Genomic DNA, 16,985 nt, shown 5'->3' on the forward strand with positions numbered 1-16,985 from the left:
TGATCCTCCCCGGAACGGGGAGGGGGACCGCCGCGAAGCGGTGGTGGAGGGGGCTCTCGTTCGAGCGCGGCGCTATGCCGACACCCCCCTCCGTCAGCCCTGCGGGCTGCCACCTCCCCGCAAGCGGGGAGGATTTTAACCCAGCAGCTCCTGTTCGAGCTTCTTGGCCATTTCCTCGATATTTTCCGGCGGCCAGCCGGGGATGTCCATGCCCAGACGCAGACCCATCGACGACAGCACTTCCTTGATTTCGTTCAAGGACTTGCGGCCAAAGTTCGGGGTGCGAAGCATTTCGGCTTCGGTCTTCTGAACGAGGTCACCGATATAGATGATGTTGTCGTTCTTCAGGCAGTTGGCCGAACGGACCGACAGTTCGAGCTCATCGACCTTCTTCAGCAGGAAGCGGTTGAGCTGGTTGACGTCCGATTCATCGGCGGTGGTCGACGGCGCCGCCATGCCGATCATGCCGCTGTCGTTCATCGCTTCTTCGAAGTGGACGAAGACCTGCAGCTGGTCCTGAAGGATGCGCGCGGCATAGGCCACGGCATCTTCGGGGGTGACCGTGCCGTCGGTTTCGACGGTCAGGTTCAGCTTGTCATAGTCCAGTTCCTGACCGATGCGGGCATTGTCGACCTTGTAGGCGACCTGGCGCACGGGCGAGTAGAGCGAGTCGACCGGGATCAGGCCGATCGGCGCGTCGACCGGACGGTTCGCGGTCGCCGGAACATAGCCCTTGCCGGTGTCGGCAACGAGTTCCATGTTCAGCGTCGCGCCATCGTCGAGGTGGCAGATGACGTGGTTCGGGTTCATCACCTTGATGTCGCCTGACACCATGATGTCGCCGGCCTTGACGGTCGCGGGACCGGTCGCCGACAGCTGAAGCCGCTTCGGGCCTTCGCCTTCCATCTTCAGCGCGATCTGCTTGACGTTGAGGACGATGTCGGTGACGTCTTCGCGCACACCGGCCAGGCTCGAGAATTCGTGGAGCACATTCTCGATCTTGATCGACGTGATAGCCGCACCCTGAAGCGACGAGAGCAGCACGCGGCGCAGCGCGTTGCCGAGCGTCAGGCCGAAACCGCGCTCGAGCGGTTCGGCGACGAAGGTCGCCTTGCGCTTGCCGTCGCTGCCAGCCTTGATTTCCAGGTTGCTGGGCTTCTTCAATTCCTGCCAGTTCCGGATATTGACAGTCATGGTCTTCCCTTTGCTTTTGGCGGGACGAATTGGGGGTCGACCAATTTGTCCGGCGTTAGGAGTTTAGCGGATGCCGCCCCGGAATGGGGCGCATCCGAAGCAGGCATCAGACGCGGCGGCGCTTGGCCGGGCGGACGCCATTGTGCGGGATCGGGGTCACGTCGCGGATCGAGGTGATGTGGAAACCGACCGCCTGCAGCGCGCGCAGCGCCGATTCACGACCGGCGCCCGGACCCTTGACTTCGACTTCCAGCGTGCGGACGCCATGTTCAGCGGCCTTCTTGCCGGCGTCTTCGGCGCACACCTGCGCGGCGTAAGGGGTCGACTTGCGGCTGCCCTTGAAGCCCATCATGCCGGCGCTCGACCAGGCAATCGCATTGCCCTGGGCGTCGGTGATGGTGATCATCGTGTTGTTGAAGGTCGCGTTGACGTGGGCCACACCCGACGAGATGTTCTTGCGTTCGCGCCGACGAAGGCGCTGCGGTTCACGAGCCATGATATATTCCTAACCTAATCCTGAATGGCCGGTGGCGGGCGATGCGCCGCTGCCCCGGCAGGGGAAATAAGGAAGCGCGCCCGGTTGGACGCGCTCGAACCTTATTTCTTCTTACCGGCGATCGCCTTGGCCTTGCCCTTGCGGGTGCGCGCATTGGTGTGCGTGCGCTGGCCGCGGACCGGCAGGCCCTTGCGATGACGCAGGCCGCGATAGCAGGCGAGATCCATCAGGCGCTTGATGTTCATCGCGGTGTTGCGGCGAAGATCACCCTCGACCGTGTGGTCGGCGTCGAGCGTTTCGCGGATCTGGAGCACTTCGGCGTCCGACAGATCCTGAACGCGGCGGCTGTGGTCGATGCCAAGCTTGTTGGCGATGTCGACGGCGGTCTTGCGGCCGATGCCGTGGATGTAGGTGAGCGCGATGATCACGCGCTTGTTGGTGGGCAGGTTTACGCCCGCGATACGTGCCATTGGTAACTTTCTCCTGCTCCACAGGGCCGCAGGCAAACGACCCCATCTCAAAGCGTCTGATTTCCAACGCAAAAAACGGACCACGAATGCGCGCTGCGCGCTTCGCCGTCCGGTCATGATGTCGGAATGGAGACGCAAGTAAGGTGAGTCGGCCCGATTGTCAAGCTTGACGCCGGGGATTTCCCTGCGTCGCGGACTATGCCACAGCGGCCCGAACATGGCCAGCGACGACCGCCCTTCGCTTCTGATCGACCGCCTTGCCGACTATGTGCTGGCGCATGGCCTGACCGCGTCCAGCCTGCGGCCGCTGGCGCGCGCGGCGGGGACCAGCGACCGGATGCTGCTCTATTATTTTGCCGACAAGGATGCGGTGATGGCGGCGACGGTCGAGCGGATCGCGGCACGGATGACCGCGCTGCTGGTCGCGGCGGCGCCGCCGCAGCCCTTGCCCTATGCGCTGCTACGAACGGCGCTCGCGGCGCAGCTGCGCGACCCGGCGCTTTGGCCCTATATGCGGCTATGGCTCGACATGGCGGCGCGCGCCGCGCATGGCGATGCGCTTTATGCACGCATCGGCGAAAGCATCGGGCGCGGCTTTCTGGCCTGGGCGGGCGACCAGCTCGCCTGTGCGGCCGCCGACCGCGCCGGACTGGCGGCGCGGCTGCTGACCGAAATCGAGGGGATGGTGCTGCTCACCAGCCTCGGGCTGGACGATGCTGTCGATGCCGCGCTCGGCGTCAGCTTCGGGCCGGAACCCGGTTGAGCCCGCAGCCGAGCGCAATCGCCACCGCGCCGCCCCACAGGATGACCGCGCCCGATGCGGCGGTCTGTTCGATCCCGGCGCCGTAAAGATCGGGGATGACGACCAGCGCGATGCTGTCGCAAGCGATCGCCGCGGCGGTGACGATGGCGCTGCCCAGGGCCACCTGATCGGGCGCCAGCCGCGCGATGCGGCGCACCAGCAGGATCACCGGCAGCGTTCCGGGGACTAGCGCCGCATAGAGCAGCACCCGATTGGCCCCTTCGAACGCACCGATCGCGCCGACCCAGCGGCAGATCAGCGCACCGATGAACCAGAAAATTACACCGGCGACGGTCAGCGTCGCCATCTGGCCGCTCGAAAAGGGCAGGCGGGTGGTGGCTGCGGACATCGATACTCTCCCTGTAGCAGTTGCTACAGGATGCCTATCAGGTTGTAGCGACTGCTACAAGGCGTGTCACGCTACGCGGCACCTTCGCCAACATCCACCGCTCAGCGTCCGTCGGTGCGCGGCGCGATCTCCGCCGCGCGCGCCGCCAACCGATCGACGACCGCCGCGTGGATACCCGGGGCGCAGGCGATGACGCCAAAGGCCTGCGCGCGCGGGGTGTTGAAGATCAGGGGCGCGCCGAACGCGTCGGTCACCGTCGCCCCGGCTTCGGCCGCGATCAGCGCGGCGGCGGCGACGTCCCATTCGAAGCCCCAGCGCAAGGTGGCGACCAGATCGGCGCGGTCGTCCGCGACCAGCGCCATGCGCAGCGCGATGCTGTTCGGCTTGGTCACGATCACCAGATCGCTGTCGACCTTGGGCAGCGCATCGGCGGGAACCCGCGATCCGGCGAAGGCCGTGCGCTGACTGGCGGACAGCGGCTCGCCATTCAGCTGCGCGCCCTGGCCACGCTGCGCCACCCACAATTCGTCGAGCGCCGGGGCATAGAGGATGCCGAACTCGGGTGCCCCGTCGAGCACCAGCGCAACCGAAACGCACCAGCCGGGACGACCTCGGATGAAATCGCGGGTGCCGTCGATCGGGTCGACGCACCACATCGCGCGGCGCGCCAGCCGGTCGGCATTGTCGGCGGTTTCTTCGGACAGCCACCCCGCCTCGGGCACCATGGCGCCGAGCACGGCTTTCAGCCGCGCATCGACCGCCAGATCGACGTCGCTGACCGGATTGTCGTGCGATTTGTGCCAGACATTGACCGCTTTGCCTTCGCCGCGCCACCGCGCCATCGCCATGTCGCCGACCTCGCGCGTCGCGGCGATCGCGGCTTCAAGGTTGCGGCCCGGCACCGGCTGCGGAACCTCAGCTCGATGCGACGGTCATGCCGTCGATGCGCAGCGTCGGCGCGTTGATGCCATGGCGAAATTCCAGATCGTTGGCGGGGACCAGCGCGGCGAACATATCGATCAGATTGCCCGCGATGGTGAATTCGGCGATCGGTCCGGCGATGACGCCGTCCTTGATCAGAAAGCCCGACGCGCCGCGGCTGTAGTCGCCGGTCACCGGGTTGACGCCATGCCCGATCAACTCGGTGATATAGACGCCGTCGGCAATCCCTTCCATCAACGCGGCGGGCGTCATGCTGCCGGCGGTGAGATGCAGGTTGCTCGCGCCCACGCCCGAAGCGCCGCCGCCGCGGCTGGCGTGGCCGGTCGGGGTCAGCCCGAGCTGCTTGGCCGATGCGGTGTCGAGCAACCAGCCGGTGATCTTGCCGTCCGCGACCAGGTCGCGCGCCGCGGTCGGCAGGCCTTCGCCGTCAAAGGCGCGGCTGCGCAGTCCGCGCAGGCGGTGCGGTTCGTCGCGGATGACGATGCTGCGATCGAACAGCTCGCGATCTTCCTTGCCGAGCAGGAAACTCGTGCCGCGTGCGATCGCGGGACCGGCGATCGCGCCGAGCAAATGGCCGACGATGCCGCCGCTGACGCGCGGATCGAGGATGACGGGCAGTTTGCCGGTGGGGGCCTTGCCGGGGTTCAACCGGGCGACGGCGCGCGTCCCGGCGCGCGCGCCGATCTCGGCGGCGCTTTCAAGGTCGGACAGATGATGCGCGCTGTGCCAGCCATAATCGCGCTGCATCGCGGCGCCTTCGCCTGCGATGACGCTGGCCGAAAGGCTGTGGCCGCTGGAGCCGTAACCCCCGGCAAAGCCGTGGCTGGTGGCGAGGGCAAAGCGGGTGCGGCTGTGGCTCGCGCTGCCGCCTTCACTGTTGGTCACCCCCGCGACCGCGCGCGCGGCTTCCTCGGCCGCGCGCGCGGCTTCGCGCAGCGCGGCGGGATCGGCTTCGCTGCTGTCGTCGAGGTCGAGGTCGGGAACCGGACCCTTGAACAGTAATTCTTCGGGCGCGAGCCCCGCATAGGGATCTTCGGGCGCCTCGCGCGCCATCGCGACGCAGCGTTCGACCAATTTGGTCAGCTCGCCCGCATCCATGTCGGCGGTCGACACGCTGGCGCTGCGCTGGCCGACGAAGACGCGCAGCGAAATATCCTGCCCCTCCGACCGCTCGACATCCTCGAGCGCGCCCAGCCGCATCGAGACCGAGGTGGCGGCGTTGCAATAATAAAGTGCGTCGGCGGCATCGGCGCCGGCCTTGGCGGCGGCGTCGCAGAGCATCTGCGCGCGATCGAGGGCTTCGGAAACGGTCAGCATTGCCGCGCCCTATACGGCGGGCGGCAGGGCGTCAAACCTGGCTGCCGGAGTTTACTTGATGATCGCCGCGATCGCGTCGGTGGCGGCCATCGCGCCGCTGACCCACAAAAAGGGCAGCGTCAGCGCCGCAACCCACAGACGGCGGACGTCGCGGCGAAAGCGCGCGTGCAGCCCCCAGCTTGCGAGCGCCTGGCGGCTGAGGTGATACCAGCGGCGTTCGGTCGAACGCGCGACGGGAACGGCAAGCGCCAGCAAAATGATCAGCGCCGCAAAAATCAGCATCGATGAGGCGCCCGCTGCGATCGCACTCGACACCAGCCAGATCTGCAATGCGGCGAATGCGACCAGCGCGGTCGCGGCGTGCCAGGTCATTCGGCGACCGAGACTTCGCGCTGCCGGCACACTATGTGTCGAGCGCCGCCACAGGCGCGGTCCGAATGCTGATGCCATTTTTCAGCCCCCTTAGGCTGGCGATTCCCAGAAACGCCACGATTTCAGCCCAATATTCCCGAGTCAAGACAGGTTGGCACCGATTCGTTAACAATTCCGCTCGCTTCACCCCGGATTCGCAACCAAATCGCGCCGGATCGCCCAAAATATTGCAATTTTGGTGCGATGGGCCGTGTCGGCACCGATGAGCCGACCGCGAAATAAGACTGGCGGTGGTCGAAGGCGGCGGGCCGTTGGTCGAAGCCTTGCATCCGCCCGCGACGTTGATAGCGTCTAGTTCCAGTCGTTCTGCTTTACTGCAACACGGGGAAAATCATCATGCGTTATCTGGCCTTACTCGCCGCCCTGACCCTGCCGGTCGCGTCCGCTGCGGCGGCCGAGGGCGACAAGCCCGCAGTCGAACCCAAGCCAGCGGCGCTGATCGCCGACGGGGTACCCGAAGTCCCTGCCGAACTGGCGGCGGCGACGCGGCCGTACATGGAAAATCGCGGCGCGGGTTTTGTCGGCTGGAACCCCGTCGACAAATCGATGCTGATCGCCACCCGCTTTGGCAACACCGCGCAGCTTCACCGCGTCGCGATGCCGATGGGCGCGCGCAAACAGATTACTTTCGAGGCCGAGCCGGTCGGGTCGGGCAGCTGGGCGCCGCAAAAGGCCGATGTGATGCTGGTGCAAAAGGACATCGGCGGCAATGAATTCTATCAGATCTATGCGATGAAGGACGGGCGGCTCGAGCTGCTGACCGACGGCAAGAGCCGCAACGGGCTCAACGCATGGAGCAAGGACGGCGAGCTCGTCGCCTTCACCTCGACGCTGCGCAACGGCCGCGACAGCGACATTTATGTGATGGACCCGCGCGATCCCAAATCGCGGCGGATGGTGGCGCAGGTCGACGGCGGCGGCTGGCGGCTGGTCGATTTCGCCCCCGACAAAAGTTGGGCCTTGGTGGGCAAATATACCTCGGTCCAGAAATCGGACCTGTTCCGGCTCGACCTGGCCAGTGGCGCGATGACCCCGATCGGCGATCACAGCAAGACCGTGGCGCTTGGCGGCGCGAGTTTTGCGCCGGACGGCACGATCTGGATGACCAGCGACGAGGGCAGCGATTTCCAGCGGCTCGGCACGCTCGATCCCGTGACGGGCAAATTTGCCCCGAAAGGCCCGGCGGAGAAATGGGATGTCGATACGTTCGACATCGCCGAAGACGGCAGCTTTATCGCCTATGTCGTGAACGAAGCCGGCACCTCAAAGCTGCGGCTGTTCGATCCAAAGTCCGGCGCGGTGCGCACCGTCGATGGCCTGCCCGCGGGGATCATCGGCGGCCTCAGGATTGCGCCGTGGGGCGAGATCGGCATCACCTTCACCTCGGCGCGCAGCGCCGCTGATGCGTTCAGCGTCGATCCCAAAACGCTGGCAGTAACGCGCTGGACCGAAAGCGAGACGGGCGGGCTTGACGTGACGAAGAATGTCGAGCCCGAATTGGTGAAGGTCAAAAGCTTCGACGGGCTCGAGGTATCGGGCTTCCTCTATCGCCCCGATCCGGCGAAATTCCCCGGCAAGCGGCCATTGATCATGAGCGTCCACGGTGGGCCGGAAGGCCAGTCGCGCCCGGGGTTCATGGGCCGCAGCAATTATCTGCTCAACGAAATGGGTATCGCGCTTTTCTATCCCAACGTCCGCGGCTCGACTGGCTATGGCAAGACCTTCGTCAGTCTCGACAACGGGCCGTTCAAGCGCGAGGACAGCGTCAAGGACATGGGCGCGTTCCTCGATGCGCTGGCGAAAGACAAGACGCTCGACGCGGCGCGCTTCGGCCTGACCGGCGGCAGCTATGGCGGCTATATGTGCTATGCTGCGGCAACCCAATATGCCGCCAAGCTGCGCGCCAACCTGTGCGTCGTCGCGATTTCGAACTTTGTCACCTTCCTGGAAAACACCCAGGATTACCGCCGCGACCTCCGCCGCGTCGAATATGGCGACGAACGCGATCCGGTGCAGCGCAAGAAGCTGATGGAAATCTCCCCGCTGACGCGCGTTGCCGATATCAAGAAGCCGCTGTTCGTCGTCACCGGCGCCAACGACCCGCGCGTCCCCGCGTCAGAGGCCGACCAGATCGTCGCGGCGGTGCGCAAGAACGGCGGAACGGCTTGGCATCTCGTTGGAACCAACGAAGGCCATGGCTTCGCCAAGAAGGAAAATGCCGACTATAATTTCTGGACGTCGCTGCTGTTCTGGAAGCAATATTTGCTGAACTGAGTTGGTCCGTTGCCCCCGCGAAGGCGGGGGCCGCTGATGGTCCTGCGGTTGGTCGCGGTGCAAACCGACTGCGGCCCCCGTCATCGCGGGGGCGACGTTTAATCAACCCTGCGGCGGAACCGGCAGCGGCTCGGCGTCGGCTTCATCGGGCGCCGTCGGCATCGGCGCCTGACCACTGGCCTGCCGTTCCAGCTCCTCAGCGGCCTTCTGACGCTCGGCGAGCGCGCGTTCCTCGGCGACCACTGCGGCTTCGACGTCGGCGGCCGCCGAATCGATCCCCGCCAGACGCTTGGCGCGTTCGTCGGCGATCATCGCCTGCCAGTCGGTCTTGTCGGCGGCCTGACGCTCGGCCTTGGCACCCGCGACCAGCGCCTGGGTACAGCCGGTGAAGCCGCCCAGCCCGGTCGGCGAGCAGCTGTCGGTGCCGAAGCGGCCGATGCGCTCGACCGCGACGACCTTGTTCGCCCACGCCTCGTTGCGCACGTCGAGCGGGTTGCCGCGCAGCATCTCGGGAACGCGGTAGCGCTCGCCTTCGGGCAATTTTGCGCAGACCAGGATTTCGTCGGGTGCGCCCTTGGGGCATTGATCGTCGCCATAGACAACAACCTGATTGACCTTTTCACCGTCGACCGTCTGCTGCGCCGCGACGGGCACCGACAGCGCGCTACCGGCGATGACCAGGGCGAAAAGGGGGAGGCGGCTCATCGGATTTTCCTTCGTCTGCTCTGGCGTGGCTTGGCACTGCGACCCTGCATCCGCCATGAACGAATGCCGAGCCGCCAATCTATCAGATACGCTTCGACAGCGCGATGGCTGCGCGGCATCCGGCGCGGATCGCGAGGCTCAGCACCGGATAACCCGGCGCGCTTTCGGCGCCCGCGGCCAGCGCGGCCTCCTTATGCTCCAGCTCCTCGGCCCGGAAATCGGCAACCGCGGCGCTGAGCTCGGGATCGCTGTCGCCCAGTTCATCCAGCTGGTCGCGGTAATGGCGATCGATTTCGGTCTCGACCGCGGCGGTGCAGGCCATCGCGGCGCGCGGACCCATCGCGGCGGTGACCGCGCCGAGCGCGAACCCCGCGACGTTCCAGAAGGGATGGAGCGCGGTCGGGCGCACGCCGCGCCGCGCGATCATGGCATCGAAAAATTTGCGATGCCGCTCTTCCTGTTCGGCCATATGCGCGATTTCGCGCGCCATTGGGTGGCGGTCGCCCATCACCGCAAGCTGTCCGGCATAAATGCGCGTTGCGCCATATTCGCCGGCCTGATCGACGCGGATCATCGATGCGGTGCGCTTGCTCGTCATACGGTCGATGTGGTCCCGCGGCGCAGCAAGGTCAAGACGAGCGCTGCCGCGCCGAGCGAAAAGATCGCGTTGAACCCCGCGAGCGAAATCCCGAACAGCGTCCATTGTGCGGTGTCGCAGCGGATCAGCGGCGCGTTCATGATCGCATCGAGCGACACCGGGCCGCCGCCGCCGGTCGCGCAGGTGGTCAGCCCCTCCCAAAAGCCATATTCGACCCCTGCGTGGTAGATACCGATGGCGCCGCTGATCGCGATCGCAAGCGCGGCGAGCAGCGTCAGGCGACGCATCGCCTTGTCATTGGCGCGCAGCAACAGCGCGAGCAGCGCCAGCACGATTGCCGCCTGATGCGGCCAGCGCTGCCAGTAGCACATTTCACAGGGGTGAAGACCAAAGCCAAATTGCGATACCAGCGCGCCGTCATAAAGCAGCAGCGGCGCGGCGAACGCAACGATCGGCGCAGCGAGGCGCGTTTTCAGCATGCCGACGAACCCTTAGTTGCGGCGGGCAGGTTTGGCGCCGGGTTTCGTCGCCTGCGCCGCCATGCGCGGCGCGGTCGGGCTGATCCGTCCGATCGTCTGCAAGGCATAGTGGAGCTGGAAATCCTCGATTCCCTTGGCCTTCAACTCGGCGGCGGTCGCGGTGAACCGCGGATCGGCCTTTTCGTCCTTTTCGATCAGCCCGTCGTCCACCTTTTTCTCGTTGATCAGGTGGCGGCGCAGGTCGCTTTCGCGGAACTTCGGCCGCGACGCATAATCGGGGTCAGAAATCTGCGGCACCCGGATGTCGGGTTCGATGCCGCCCTCCTGCACGCTGCGCCCCGACGGGGTGTAATAGCGCGCGGTGGTCAGCCGCAGCGCGGTAGTGTCGCTCAGCGGCAGCACCGTCTGCACCGACCCCTTGCCAAAGCTGCGTTCGCCCATGACGATCGCGCGGTGCTGATCCTGCAGCGCCCCGGCAACGATTTCGGAGGCCGAGGCCGAGCCCGAGTCGATCAGCACAACAACCGGCGCGCCGCCTGCCAGGTCGCCGGGTTCGGCGAAGAAGCGTTCGATGTCGCCCTTGCGACGGCCGCGCTGCGACACGATTTCGCCGCGTTCGAGGAACAGGTCGCTGATGCCGACCGCCTCGTCGAGCAGGCCGCCGGGGTTCGAGCGCAGGTCGACGATCCAGCCGCGCGGTTTCTTGCCCAGCGATTTTTCGACCGCCATCATCGCCGCGCGCATGTCGGTGGTCGCGTCGGCGGAGAAGCTGGTGACGGTAAGCACGCCAACGTCGCCGCTGACTTCCCATTTGACGGGTTTCAGGTCGATGATCTCGCGCGTCAGCGACATTTCGATCGGCTTGTCCTGGCCCTCGCGGACGATCGTGACGTCGATCTTGGTTCCCGGACGTCCGCGCATCTGATCGACCGCCTCGTCGAGCGTCAGGCCAAAGATCAGTTCCTTGTTGATGTGGGTGATATAGTCGCCCGACTTGATCCCCGCCTTGTCGGCGGGCGTATCCGCGGTCGGTGCAATGACCTTCACGACGCCGTCTTCCATCGTCACCGACAGGCCCAGCCCGCCATATTCGCCGTCGGTCTGGGTGCGCAGGTTCGAAAAGCCGCGTGCGTCGAGATAGCCCGAATGCGGATCGAGGCTCGCGAGCATGCCGTTGATCGCGCCCTCGATCAGTTTGGAATCGTCGACCGGTTCGACATAGTTGGATTTGACTTCCAGATAGACGTCCATGAAGCGCGAGATTTCTTCCTGCGTCTTGCTGTCGACGCTCGCCATCGCGCCGGTCGCGAGCGGTACCAGCGCCAGCGTCGAGAGCGCGGCGGCGCCCTGCCACAAGGCGAAGCGGCGCTTCGAGGATGCGGGCTTCTTCGTCGAGTCGGTCATGTGCGTCTTTCACTCAGGCGGGATCTTCCGCCATATATACCCCGGCTCGCCATCCTCCTACGCATTTGCGCAGGCGTCAAGCGGTGCATCCCGATAGGGGACAGCGCCGGAACGGGGGATTAACCGGCCCAAATCCGGGCAAGCGACGTCACCCGATCATCGCCACAATATCCACCGGGCGCCCGCCGCGGCGCAGTTCGACGGTGATGCGGCTGTCGTCCGACCCGGCACGACCGATCGGGGCGCCGCTATCCAGCGTGTCGCCGACCGCAACCGATAATCCGATCATGCCGGTCAACAGCGAGACCCAGCCGCCGCCATGGTCGATGATCACGATCTTGCCATAGCCGCGATAATCGCCGGCAAAGCTGACCCGGCCGGGGGCGGGCGCAACGACTTGTCCGCCGGGCCGCGCCGCGATCGTCACGCCGCGCGAGCGGACCCCGCTGTCGTTGACCTCGCCCAGCCCGGCGACGATGCGACCGACGACGGGCAGCCGATAGGCGCCTTGCGTGAGCTCGGCTTCGGCCGGCGCGGGCGGCGCGGCGCTGGCCAGGCTGCTGGCGGGGTTACGCGGACGCGGCAGCGGACCGGCAAGCTGCGCCAGTTCGGCGCGCACCGCGCTGTCGGCCTCCAGCGAATCCATGAGTTCGACGATATCGCGCGCCTTTTCGCCCAGCCCGAGCGCTCGATCGGCTTCAAGTTGGGCGCTGCTCATCAACTCGCGCGAGCGCAGCCGCCCTTCATTCTCCAGCCGGGTCAAGGCGCTGCGCCGCTCGGACAGCTGGGCCTTGCTCGCCGCCAGCGCCCTCAGCGCGACCGCCTGCTGACGGCGGGTGATCTGCAGCTGCGCCAGTTCCTGCCTTACCCCGGCGGTGCGTCGTTCGATTACCGGCATCGCGGCGTCGATCACGGCGCGCGCGTGGACCATATCGGTGAGCGATCCCGGCTGCGCCAGCACGCTGACGGGCGGTTGGCGGGAGAGCTGCTGGAGCGATGCGGCGAGTTCGAGCAACGGCTGTTGCTGCTCTGCCAGCGCCGCGCGCTGCGCTGCCAGGCGGCGACTGACCAGCGCGACGCGCGCTTCGCCGGCGCTGATGTCGGCCTCGGCCGACTGGATGCGCGCGGCCAGCGCGGCGCTGCGCTTCTTCAGCCGGTCGGCCTCGTTGCTGGCCGCCGCCGCCTGCGCCTCCAGCCGCGTGCTGCGCGCCATGGCCTCGGCGGACTGCTGCTTGGCACCCAGCAATTGTTCACGCTCGCGTGCGGCAATCGCGGCGGGATCGAAGATGTCGCTTTGCGCCAGCGCCAGCGCGCCGCCCGTCACGATGGCGAACAGCGCGAGCGCTGCGAACATGCGTCTCATTGCCGCCCCTCGCGGTGATAGGGATGGTTCGCGATGATGCTGGTCGCGCGCCACAATTGCTCGGCAAGCATCGCGCGCGCCATCAGATGCGGCCAGGTCGCGCGGCCAAAGGCGATGACCTTGTCGGCACCTTCGCGCTCGTCGGGTGTAAAGCCATCGGCGGCGCCAAGGCAGAAGCGCGCCTCGCGCACCCCGCCGTCGCGCCATTTTTCCAGCAGTTTGGCAAATTCGAGCGACGACATCTGGTCGCCGCCCTCGTCCAGCAGCACGGTGCGGCTGTTGTCTGCCGCGACAGGCATCCGCCCGCCGGTATCGGGAAGCTCGGAAATCTTCTGCGCCCAGGTCACGCGCTTCATATAGCGCTCGACCAGCTCGGCCTCGGGAGAGCGCCCGATGCGCCCGCGCGCGATGATGTGCAGCAGCATGGGTTTTTGTTCACCTTCGGTGAAAGCGGGCTGGTGCCGCCTCTGTCGGCCTTTAGGCCGAACAGATCAAAAACGTCAATTTGCCAGCGTGACCGGCGGCGCGTCGCCGAACGACCACATGCGCTCGAGGTTGTAGAAGCTACGAACCTCGGGACGGAACAGGTGGACGATGACGTCGCCCGCATCGAGCAGCACCCAATCGGCATTGGGCAGTCCTTCGACACGAACGCTGCGGCCCGCTTCCTGCTTGATCCGCTGCGCCAGTTTTTCGGCGATCGCCGAGACATGGCGCGTCGACCGGCCGCTCGCGATCACCATATGATCGGCGATGCTGCTCTTGCCGGCAAGCGGGATGGAAATGGTTTCCTGGGCCTGGTCCTCGTCCAGCTGGTGGAGGATCAGCGCGTGGAGCGCTTCCACGCTGTCATTTGCGGGTGCGGCGCCGGTGGCGGCCCCCTGGGTGGCGGAGATCAAATGCGTCCTTTCTTGGTCGGTTCCACCAGCCATGAACGCGTGATCGGGTCGCGCAGCGCGCGGCCTTCATAGCGTTCGAACCAGCGGGGGTTGGCCTGCCGTATCGCAGTTGCGGATCGCACATCGGGCGAAAATCGCAGGAACACGAGGGCGGGCGGTCTCCAGTCTGTCCAATGCTTCTTCTGGTCTGCGGGCCGGACAAAGCGCCGCAGCCATCCCATCGCACGTCTTGCATGGGCGCGGTCGTTATAACCCGGACGCGCGATTACCGCAATCGGCATCAAACGGGCTATTTCCCGCCAGTCGCGCCATTGGGGCAGCTGGACCAGATTGTCGGCGCCCATGATCCAGATGAACTGCCGGTCGGGGTAGCGGCGGACGAGCTTTTTGAGCGTGTTGATGGTGTAGCGGGTGCCGAGTTCGGCCTCGATTCCCGTCGCGCGAATCGGCGACCGCCGCGCCATTTTCCGCGCCGAGGCAAGCCTTGCGGGAAGCGAGGCCATGCCCGCCTTGGGCTTCAGCGGATTGCCGGGCGAGACGAGCCACCACAGCTCGTCGAGCCCCAGCGCATCGATCGCATTGAGGCTGATCGCGCGATGCCCGCCATGCGCGGGGTTAAAGCTGCCGCCGAGGAGGCCGGTGGGGATCACAGCAGGGTTTGCCAGTCGCTGCGGAGATGGATCACGCGCAAAACCACCAGACGTTCGGCACTAAGGCTATAGAGCAGGGCGAAGGGAAGCTGGCCGAGGCGCCATTTGCGAAGGCCTGTCGCATCGACAAGCGATCCGGCATGAGGCGTCAAAGCGAGAAAGTCGCTCGCGCGATCAGCTGCCGTCAGCAATTGGTCGGCCAAATCAAAATCGACGAGAAAAAGGCTGTCCGCATTGTTCAGCAGGTCGTCGTTCGCCGCCTGCGACCATTGGACCTTGATCACGCCGCAGCTTTGTCATGCTTTGCGTGGAGTTCGCCCCGCTTCGCGGCGATGAACTGCTTCATCTCTTCATGCGAGATCAGCGGTTCCTCGCGCGCCGACCGTTCGCCTTCTTCTATGATTGCAAGCATCTCCGCTTCGCGTTCCACAAACTGCCTGACCGCTTGCGCGACCAACCAGGATCGCGACCGGTCATAGCGCTCCGCGAGCCTGTCGAGCGTTTCCAACGTCGCCATGTCAAGGCGAGTAGTGATGGGAGTCGTCGATTCCATAGTCTTTTGTATCATTTGTATACAAGTGATTCAAGGTTCCTCGATATCATTGACCCCTGACGCAGTCGACAGGGCTCGTCGAGCAGGCGGGTCGATCACTTCAGGCATCGTATAACAATATTGCCCCGGTTCGCCGGCTCGCTGGGCTTTGATTCCGAGGTTACGGGTAACGTCGGCAAAGGCTTTGTCATATCCTGCATCGCGTCGTTCGGCGACACGGGCTCCGCAGGCCGCCGAAAATGGGGTGGCGGCGATGCAGGCGTTGAACAAAATCAATTCGGAAGTAGAAAAGCTGTCGCTGACCGCTTTGCTTTCGGCCATGTCCTTGATCGCGCGATCGGCGAGAAAACGGTGTTCGGCCAAAATTTCTTTCAGCGATGGCGACCGCAGATCGCGGAAGCTGGATTTTGCGGCGGGCGTCACGCTAGGTCGTAGCTCGCCCCCTTCCAGCAAGAAGCAGCTGGGATCGAAGAACATGGTCAGCTTCATAGGCTGCCGCGAACTCGCCGAGATTTTCGAATCCCTGATGGTCTGAACAAGACGATCAACCAAATTTCCCCGCGCCAACTCTTCGCCCCATCCATCGCTGGCACGCCAGATCAGGACCGTATCGCGGGCCACGAGCCAACTAAAAGGCGTAGTGGCGATCAACAGAATAAGCGCCGCCCAGCGAAGCCGCTTCGCCTTGCTGCGGCGCTCGCTGTTTCTCAAGGCCGGACCTGTCCCGTGCCGCGCACCAGCCATTTGTACGTCGTGAGCCCTTCGAGCGCGACCGGACCCCGCGCGTGCAGCCGCCCCGTCGCGATGCCGATTTCGGCGCCGAGGCCGAATTCGCCGCCGTCGGCGAATTGCGTCGAGGCATTGTGCATCACGATCGCGCTGTCGACCCCGGACAGGAAACGGTCGGCGGTCGCGGCATCCTCGGTGACGATCGCATCGGTATGCTTGCTCGAATGCGCATCGATATGCGCGAGCGCGCCGTCGATCCCGTCGACCAGCGCGACCGACACGATCGCGTCGAGATATTCGGTGTCCCAGTCGCCCATTGAGGCCGGTTCTACATGCGGGCTCAGCGCCGCGACGCCCTTGTCGCCGCGCACTTCGCAGCCCGCCTTGACCAGCGCATCGACGATGGCGAGCGGCGCTGCATAGGCGTGGTCGATCAGGATTGTCTCGGTCGCGCCGCAGACGCCGGTGCGGCGCATCTTGGCATTGACCGCGAGTTCGACGGCTTTCGCTGGATCGGCCGCGCCGTCGATATAGAGATGGTTGATCCCGTCGAGATGCGCGAGCACGGGAACGCGCGCTTCGTCCTGCACGCGGGCGACAAGGCCTTTGCCGCCGCGCGGGATGATGATGTCGATCAGCCCCTGCGCGCGCAGCATTGCACCGACCGCGGCGCGGTCCTGCGTCGGCACCAGTTGCACTGCGTCGGCGGGCAGGCCCGCTTCGACGAGGCCCGCGGCAAAAGCCGCATGGATCGCACGGTTCGAATGCACCGCCTCGCTGCCGCCGCGCAGGATCACGGCATTGCCCGACATCAGCCCGAGCGCCGCGGCGTCGGCGGTCACATTGGGGCGGCTTTCATAGATGATCCCGACGACGCCCAGCGGCACGCGCACGCGGCTGAGCACCAGGCCATTGGGGCGCGTCACGCGGTCGATCTCGGCGCCCGCAGGATCGGGCAGCGCCGCGACGGCGTCGATCGCGTCGGCGATCCCGGCGAGCCTTGCTTCGTCGAGGCGCAGTCGGTCGAGCATCGCGCTCGACAGGCCATTGGCCTGTCCCGCGGCCATATCTTCGGCGTTGGCGGCGAGGATCTCGCGCGAACGGGCGCGGATCGCCGCCGCTGCGGCGACCAGCGCCGCGGATTTTTCCGCGGTCGGGGTCAGCGCCAGCCGTTTCGCCGCGACGCGCGCGCGCGCGCCCATGTCGGCGATCAGGGCGGCGGCGTCGCTGGGCAGGGGCGGGGCAGAGAGAGCTTCGGCGTTCATCGCGCTGCCACTATCATGTTTTGCGTGGCGCCCGAAAGTCCCGTTGCGCCCAGCCTCGCCCGCC

21 protein-coding genes are annotated in these 16,985 nt (G+C 65.8%); 2 read left to right on the forward strand and 19 right to left on the reverse strand.

Annotation, left to right across the window (positions count from 1 at the left end; all coding sequences use genetic code 11):
- Window positions 1–135: 135 nt before the first annotated feature.
- The 3 genes from SPYCW_RS01980 to rpsM form a co-directional block, all read right to left on the reverse strand.
- Window positions 136–1,194 (reverse strand): DNA-directed RNA polymerase subunit alpha, encoded by a 1,059-nt coding sequence (locus SPYCW_RS01980; protein ID WP_120215359.1) that lies wholly within the window; start codon window positions 1,192–1,194, stop codon window positions 136–138.
- 106 nt (window positions 1,195–1,300) lie between these two features.
- A complete protein-coding gene (rpsK, locus tag SPYCW_RS01985; protein WP_003040416.1) occupies window positions 1,301–1,690 on the reverse strand; it encodes a 30S ribosomal protein S11 in 390 nt (129 codons plus the stop codon).
- A gap of 101 nt (window positions 1,691–1,791) precedes the next feature.
- On the reverse strand, window positions 1,792–2,160 hold the full coding sequence (gene rpsM / locus SPYCW_RS01990; protein ID WP_120215360.1) for a 30S ribosomal protein S13: 369 nt from the start codon (window positions 2,158–2,160) through the stop codon (window positions 1,792–1,794).
- A 217-nt stretch (window positions 2,161–2,377) separates the two neighbouring features.
- Here rpsM and SPYCW_RS01995 point away from each other — a divergent pair, with 217 nt between their 5' ends.
- Window positions 2,378–2,923 carry a TetR/AcrR family transcriptional regulator gene (locus tag SPYCW_RS01995; protein WP_120215361.1) on the forward strand — a complete coding sequence of 182 codons (546 nt, stop codon included), beginning with the start codon at window positions 2,378–2,380 and terminating at the stop codon, window positions 2,921–2,923.
- Here the strand turns inward: SPYCW_RS01995 and SPYCW_RS02000 are convergent.
- The 4 genes from SPYCW_RS02000 to SPYCW_RS02015 all read right to left on the reverse strand — a co-directional run bounded on the left by SPYCW_RS02000 (window position 2,898) and on the right by SPYCW_RS02015 (window position 5,942).
- Complete coding sequence (locus tag SPYCW_RS02000) at window positions 2,898–3,311, reverse strand: hypothetical protein (protein WP_120215362.1); 414 nt, start codon at window positions 3,309–3,311, stop codon at window positions 2,898–2,900. The two genes, SPYCW_RS01995 and SPYCW_RS02000, sit on opposite strands and share 26 nt — an antisense overlap.
- 101 nt (window positions 3,312–3,412) lie before the next feature.
- Entirely contained in the window at window positions 3,413–4,213 is an 801-nt protein-coding gene (locus SPYCW_RS02005; protein WP_120215363.1) for a 3'(2'),5'-bisphosphate nucleotidase CysQ, read from the reverse strand.
- 13 nt (window positions 4,214–4,226) lie between these two features.
- A complete protein-coding gene (locus tag SPYCW_RS02010; RefSeq protein WP_120215364.1) occupies window positions 4,227–5,570 on the reverse strand; it encodes a TldD/PmbA family protein in 1,344 nt (447 codons plus the stop codon).
- Between the two features lie 51 nt (window positions 5,571–5,621).
- Window positions 5,622–5,942 carry a hypothetical protein gene (locus SPYCW_RS02015; RefSeq protein WP_232014792.1) on the reverse strand — a complete coding sequence of 107 codons (321 nt, stop codon included), beginning with the start codon at window positions 5,940–5,942 and terminating at the stop codon, window positions 5,622–5,624.
- 396 nt (window positions 5,943–6,338) lie between these two features.
- On the opposite strand from SPYCW_RS02015, the gene SPYCW_RS02020 reads away from it, so the two are divergent.
- Entirely contained in the window at window positions 6,339–8,276 is a 1,938-nt protein-coding gene (locus tag SPYCW_RS02020; RefSeq protein ID WP_120215366.1) for a S9 family peptidase, read from the forward strand.
- A 102-nt stretch (window positions 8,277–8,378) separates the two neighbouring features.
- On the opposite strand, the gene SPYCW_RS02025 is transcribed toward SPYCW_RS02020, so the two are convergent.
- The 12 genes from SPYCW_RS02025 to SPYCW_RS02080 form a co-directional block, all read right to left on the reverse strand.
- The gene (locus SPYCW_RS02025) at window positions 8,379–8,981 is read right to left on the reverse strand and encodes a hypothetical protein (RefSeq protein WP_120218042.1); all 603 of its coding nucleotides are present in this window, start codon (window positions 8,979–8,981) and stop codon (window positions 8,379–8,381) included.
- 82 nt (window positions 8,982–9,063) lie between these two features.
- Window positions 9,064–9,579: a demethoxyubiquinone hydroxylase family protein gene (locus tag SPYCW_RS02030; RefSeq protein ID WP_120215367.1), complete on the reverse strand. Its 516-nt coding sequence runs from the start codon at window positions 9,577–9,579 to the stop codon at window positions 9,064–9,066.
- Complete coding sequence (locus SPYCW_RS02035; protein WP_120215368.1) at window positions 9,576–10,058, reverse strand: disulfide bond formation protein B; 483 nt, start codon at window positions 10,056–10,058, stop codon at window positions 9,576–9,578. The genes SPYCW_RS02030 and SPYCW_RS02035 overlap by 4 nt, the downstream gene beginning before the upstream one ends.
- A gap of 12 nt (window positions 10,059–10,070) precedes the next feature.
- Entirely contained in the window at window positions 10,071–11,462 is a 1,392-nt protein-coding gene (locus SPYCW_RS02040; protein ID WP_120215369.1) for a S41 family peptidase, read from the reverse strand.
- 148 nt (window positions 11,463–11,610) lie between these two features.
- Entirely contained in the window at window positions 11,611–12,825 is a 1,215-nt protein-coding gene (locus SPYCW_RS02045; protein WP_120215370.1) for a murein hydrolase activator EnvC family protein, read from the reverse strand.
- Window positions 12,822–13,250: a 23S rRNA (pseudouridine(1915)-N(3))-methyltransferase RlmH gene (locus SPYCW_RS02050; protein WP_120215371.1), complete on the reverse strand. Its 429-nt coding sequence runs from the start codon at window positions 13,248–13,250 to the stop codon at window positions 12,822–12,824. The genes SPYCW_RS02045 and SPYCW_RS02050 overlap by 4 nt, the downstream gene beginning before the upstream one ends.
- Before the next feature lie 75 nt (window positions 13,251–13,325).
- Complete coding sequence (gene rsfS, locus SPYCW_RS02055) at window positions 13,326–13,757, reverse strand: ribosome silencing factor (protein ID WP_443029457.1); 432 nt, start codon at window positions 13,755–13,757, stop codon at window positions 13,326–13,328.
- Window positions 13,721–14,374 (reverse strand): nicotinate-nucleotide adenylyltransferase, encoded by a 654-nt coding sequence (locus SPYCW_RS02060; RefSeq protein ID WP_120215373.1) that lies wholly within the window; start codon window positions 14,372–14,374, stop codon window positions 13,721–13,723. Before SPYCW_RS02060 ends, rsfS begins: the two co-directional genes overlap by 37 nt.
- Window positions 14,371–14,658 (reverse strand): type II toxin-antitoxin system RelE/ParE family toxin, encoded by a 288-nt coding sequence (locus SPYCW_RS02065; protein ID WP_120215374.1) that lies wholly within the window; start codon window positions 14,656–14,658, stop codon window positions 14,371–14,373. Before SPYCW_RS02065 ends, SPYCW_RS02060 begins: the two co-directional genes overlap by 4 nt.
- On the reverse strand, window positions 14,655–14,927 hold the full coding sequence (locus tag SPYCW_RS02070; RefSeq protein WP_172595401.1) for a CopG family ribbon-helix-helix protein: 273 nt from the start codon (window positions 14,925–14,927) through the stop codon (window positions 14,655–14,657). Before SPYCW_RS02070 ends, SPYCW_RS02065 begins: the two co-directional genes overlap by 4 nt.
- Window positions 14,928–14,957: 30 nt before the next feature.
- Window positions 14,958–15,638 carry a hypothetical protein gene (locus tag SPYCW_RS02075; protein WP_145985930.1) on the reverse strand — a complete coding sequence of 227 codons (681 nt, stop codon included), beginning with the start codon at window positions 15,636–15,638 and terminating at the stop codon, window positions 14,958–14,960.
- Window positions 15,635–16,921 (reverse strand): glutamate-5-semialdehyde dehydrogenase, encoded by a 1,287-nt coding sequence (locus tag SPYCW_RS02080; RefSeq protein ID WP_120215377.1) that lies wholly within the window; start codon window positions 16,919–16,921, stop codon window positions 15,635–15,637. The genes SPYCW_RS02075 and SPYCW_RS02080 overlap by 4 nt, the downstream gene beginning before the upstream one ends.
- Window positions 16,922–16,985 lie beyond the last annotated feature (64 nt).

Source organism: Sphingopyxis sp. EG6, assembly GCF_003609815.1.
Lineage (GTDB): Bacteria > Pseudomonadota > Alphaproteobacteria > Sphingomonadales > Sphingomonadaceae > Sphingopyxis.

Coding starts and splice junctions, on each gene's coding strand:
- SPYCW_RS01980 (WP_120215359.1), bottom strand. CDS start 1,194: ATGACTGTCAATATCCGGAACTGGCAGGAATTGAAGAAGCCCAGCAAC.
- rpsK (WP_003040416.1), bottom strand. CDS start 1,690: ATGGCTCGTGAACCGCAGCGCCTTCGTCGGCGCGAACGCAAGAACATC.
- rpsM (WP_120215360.1), bottom strand. CDS start 2,160: ATGGCACGTATCGCGGGCGTAAACCTGCCCACCAACAAGCGCGTGATC.
- SPYCW_RS01995 (WP_120215361.1), top strand. CDS start 2,378: ATGGCCAGCGACGACCGCCCTTCGCTTCTGATCGACCGCCTTGCCGAC.
- SPYCW_RS02000 (WP_120215362.1), bottom strand. CDS start 3,311: ATGTCCGCAGCCACCACCCGCCTGCCCTTTTCGAGCGGCCAGATGGCG.
- SPYCW_RS02010 (WP_120215364.1), bottom strand. CDS start 5,570: ATGCTGACCGTTTCCGAAGCCCTCGATCGCGCGCAGATGCTCTGCGAC.
- SPYCW_RS02015 (WP_232014792.1), bottom strand. CDS start 5,942: ATGACCTGGCACGCCGCGACCGCGCTGGTCGCATTCGCCGCATTGCAG.
- SPYCW_RS02020 (WP_120215366.1), top strand. CDS start 6,339: ATGCGTTATCTGGCCTTACTCGCCGCCCTGACCCTGCCGGTCGCGTCC.
- SPYCW_RS02025 (WP_120218042.1), bottom strand. CDS start 8,981: ATGAGCCGCCTCCCCCTTTTCGCCCTGGTCATCGCCGGTAGCGCGCTG.
- SPYCW_RS02030 (WP_120215367.1), bottom strand. CDS start 9,579: ATGACGAGCAAGCGCACCGCATCGATGATCCGCGTCGATCAGGCCGGC.
- SPYCW_RS02035 (WP_120215368.1), bottom strand. CDS start 10,058: ATGCTGAAAACGCGCCTCGCTGCGCCGATCGTTGCGTTCGCCGCGCCG.
- SPYCW_RS02040 (WP_120215369.1), bottom strand. CDS start 11,462: ATGACCGACTCGACGAAGAAGCCCGCATCCTCGAAGCGCCGCTTCGCC.
- SPYCW_RS02045 (WP_120215370.1), bottom strand. CDS start 12,825: ATGAGACGCATGTTCGCAGCGCTCGCGCTGTTCGCCATCGTGACGGGC.
- SPYCW_RS02050 (WP_120215371.1), bottom strand. CDS start 13,250: ATGCTGCTGCACATCATCGCGCGCGGGCGCATCGGGCGCTCTCCCGAG.
- rsfS (WP_443029457.1), bottom strand. CDS start 13,757: ATGGCTGGTGGAACCGACCAAGAAAGGACGCATTTGATCTCCGCCACC.
- SPYCW_RS02070 (WP_172595401.1), bottom strand. CDS start 14,927: ATGGAATCGACGACTCCCATCACTACTCGCCTTGACATGGCGACGTTG.
- SPYCW_RS02080 (WP_120215377.1), bottom strand. CDS start 16,921: ATGAACGCCGAAGCTCTCTCTGCCCCGCCCCTGCCCAGCGACGCCGCC.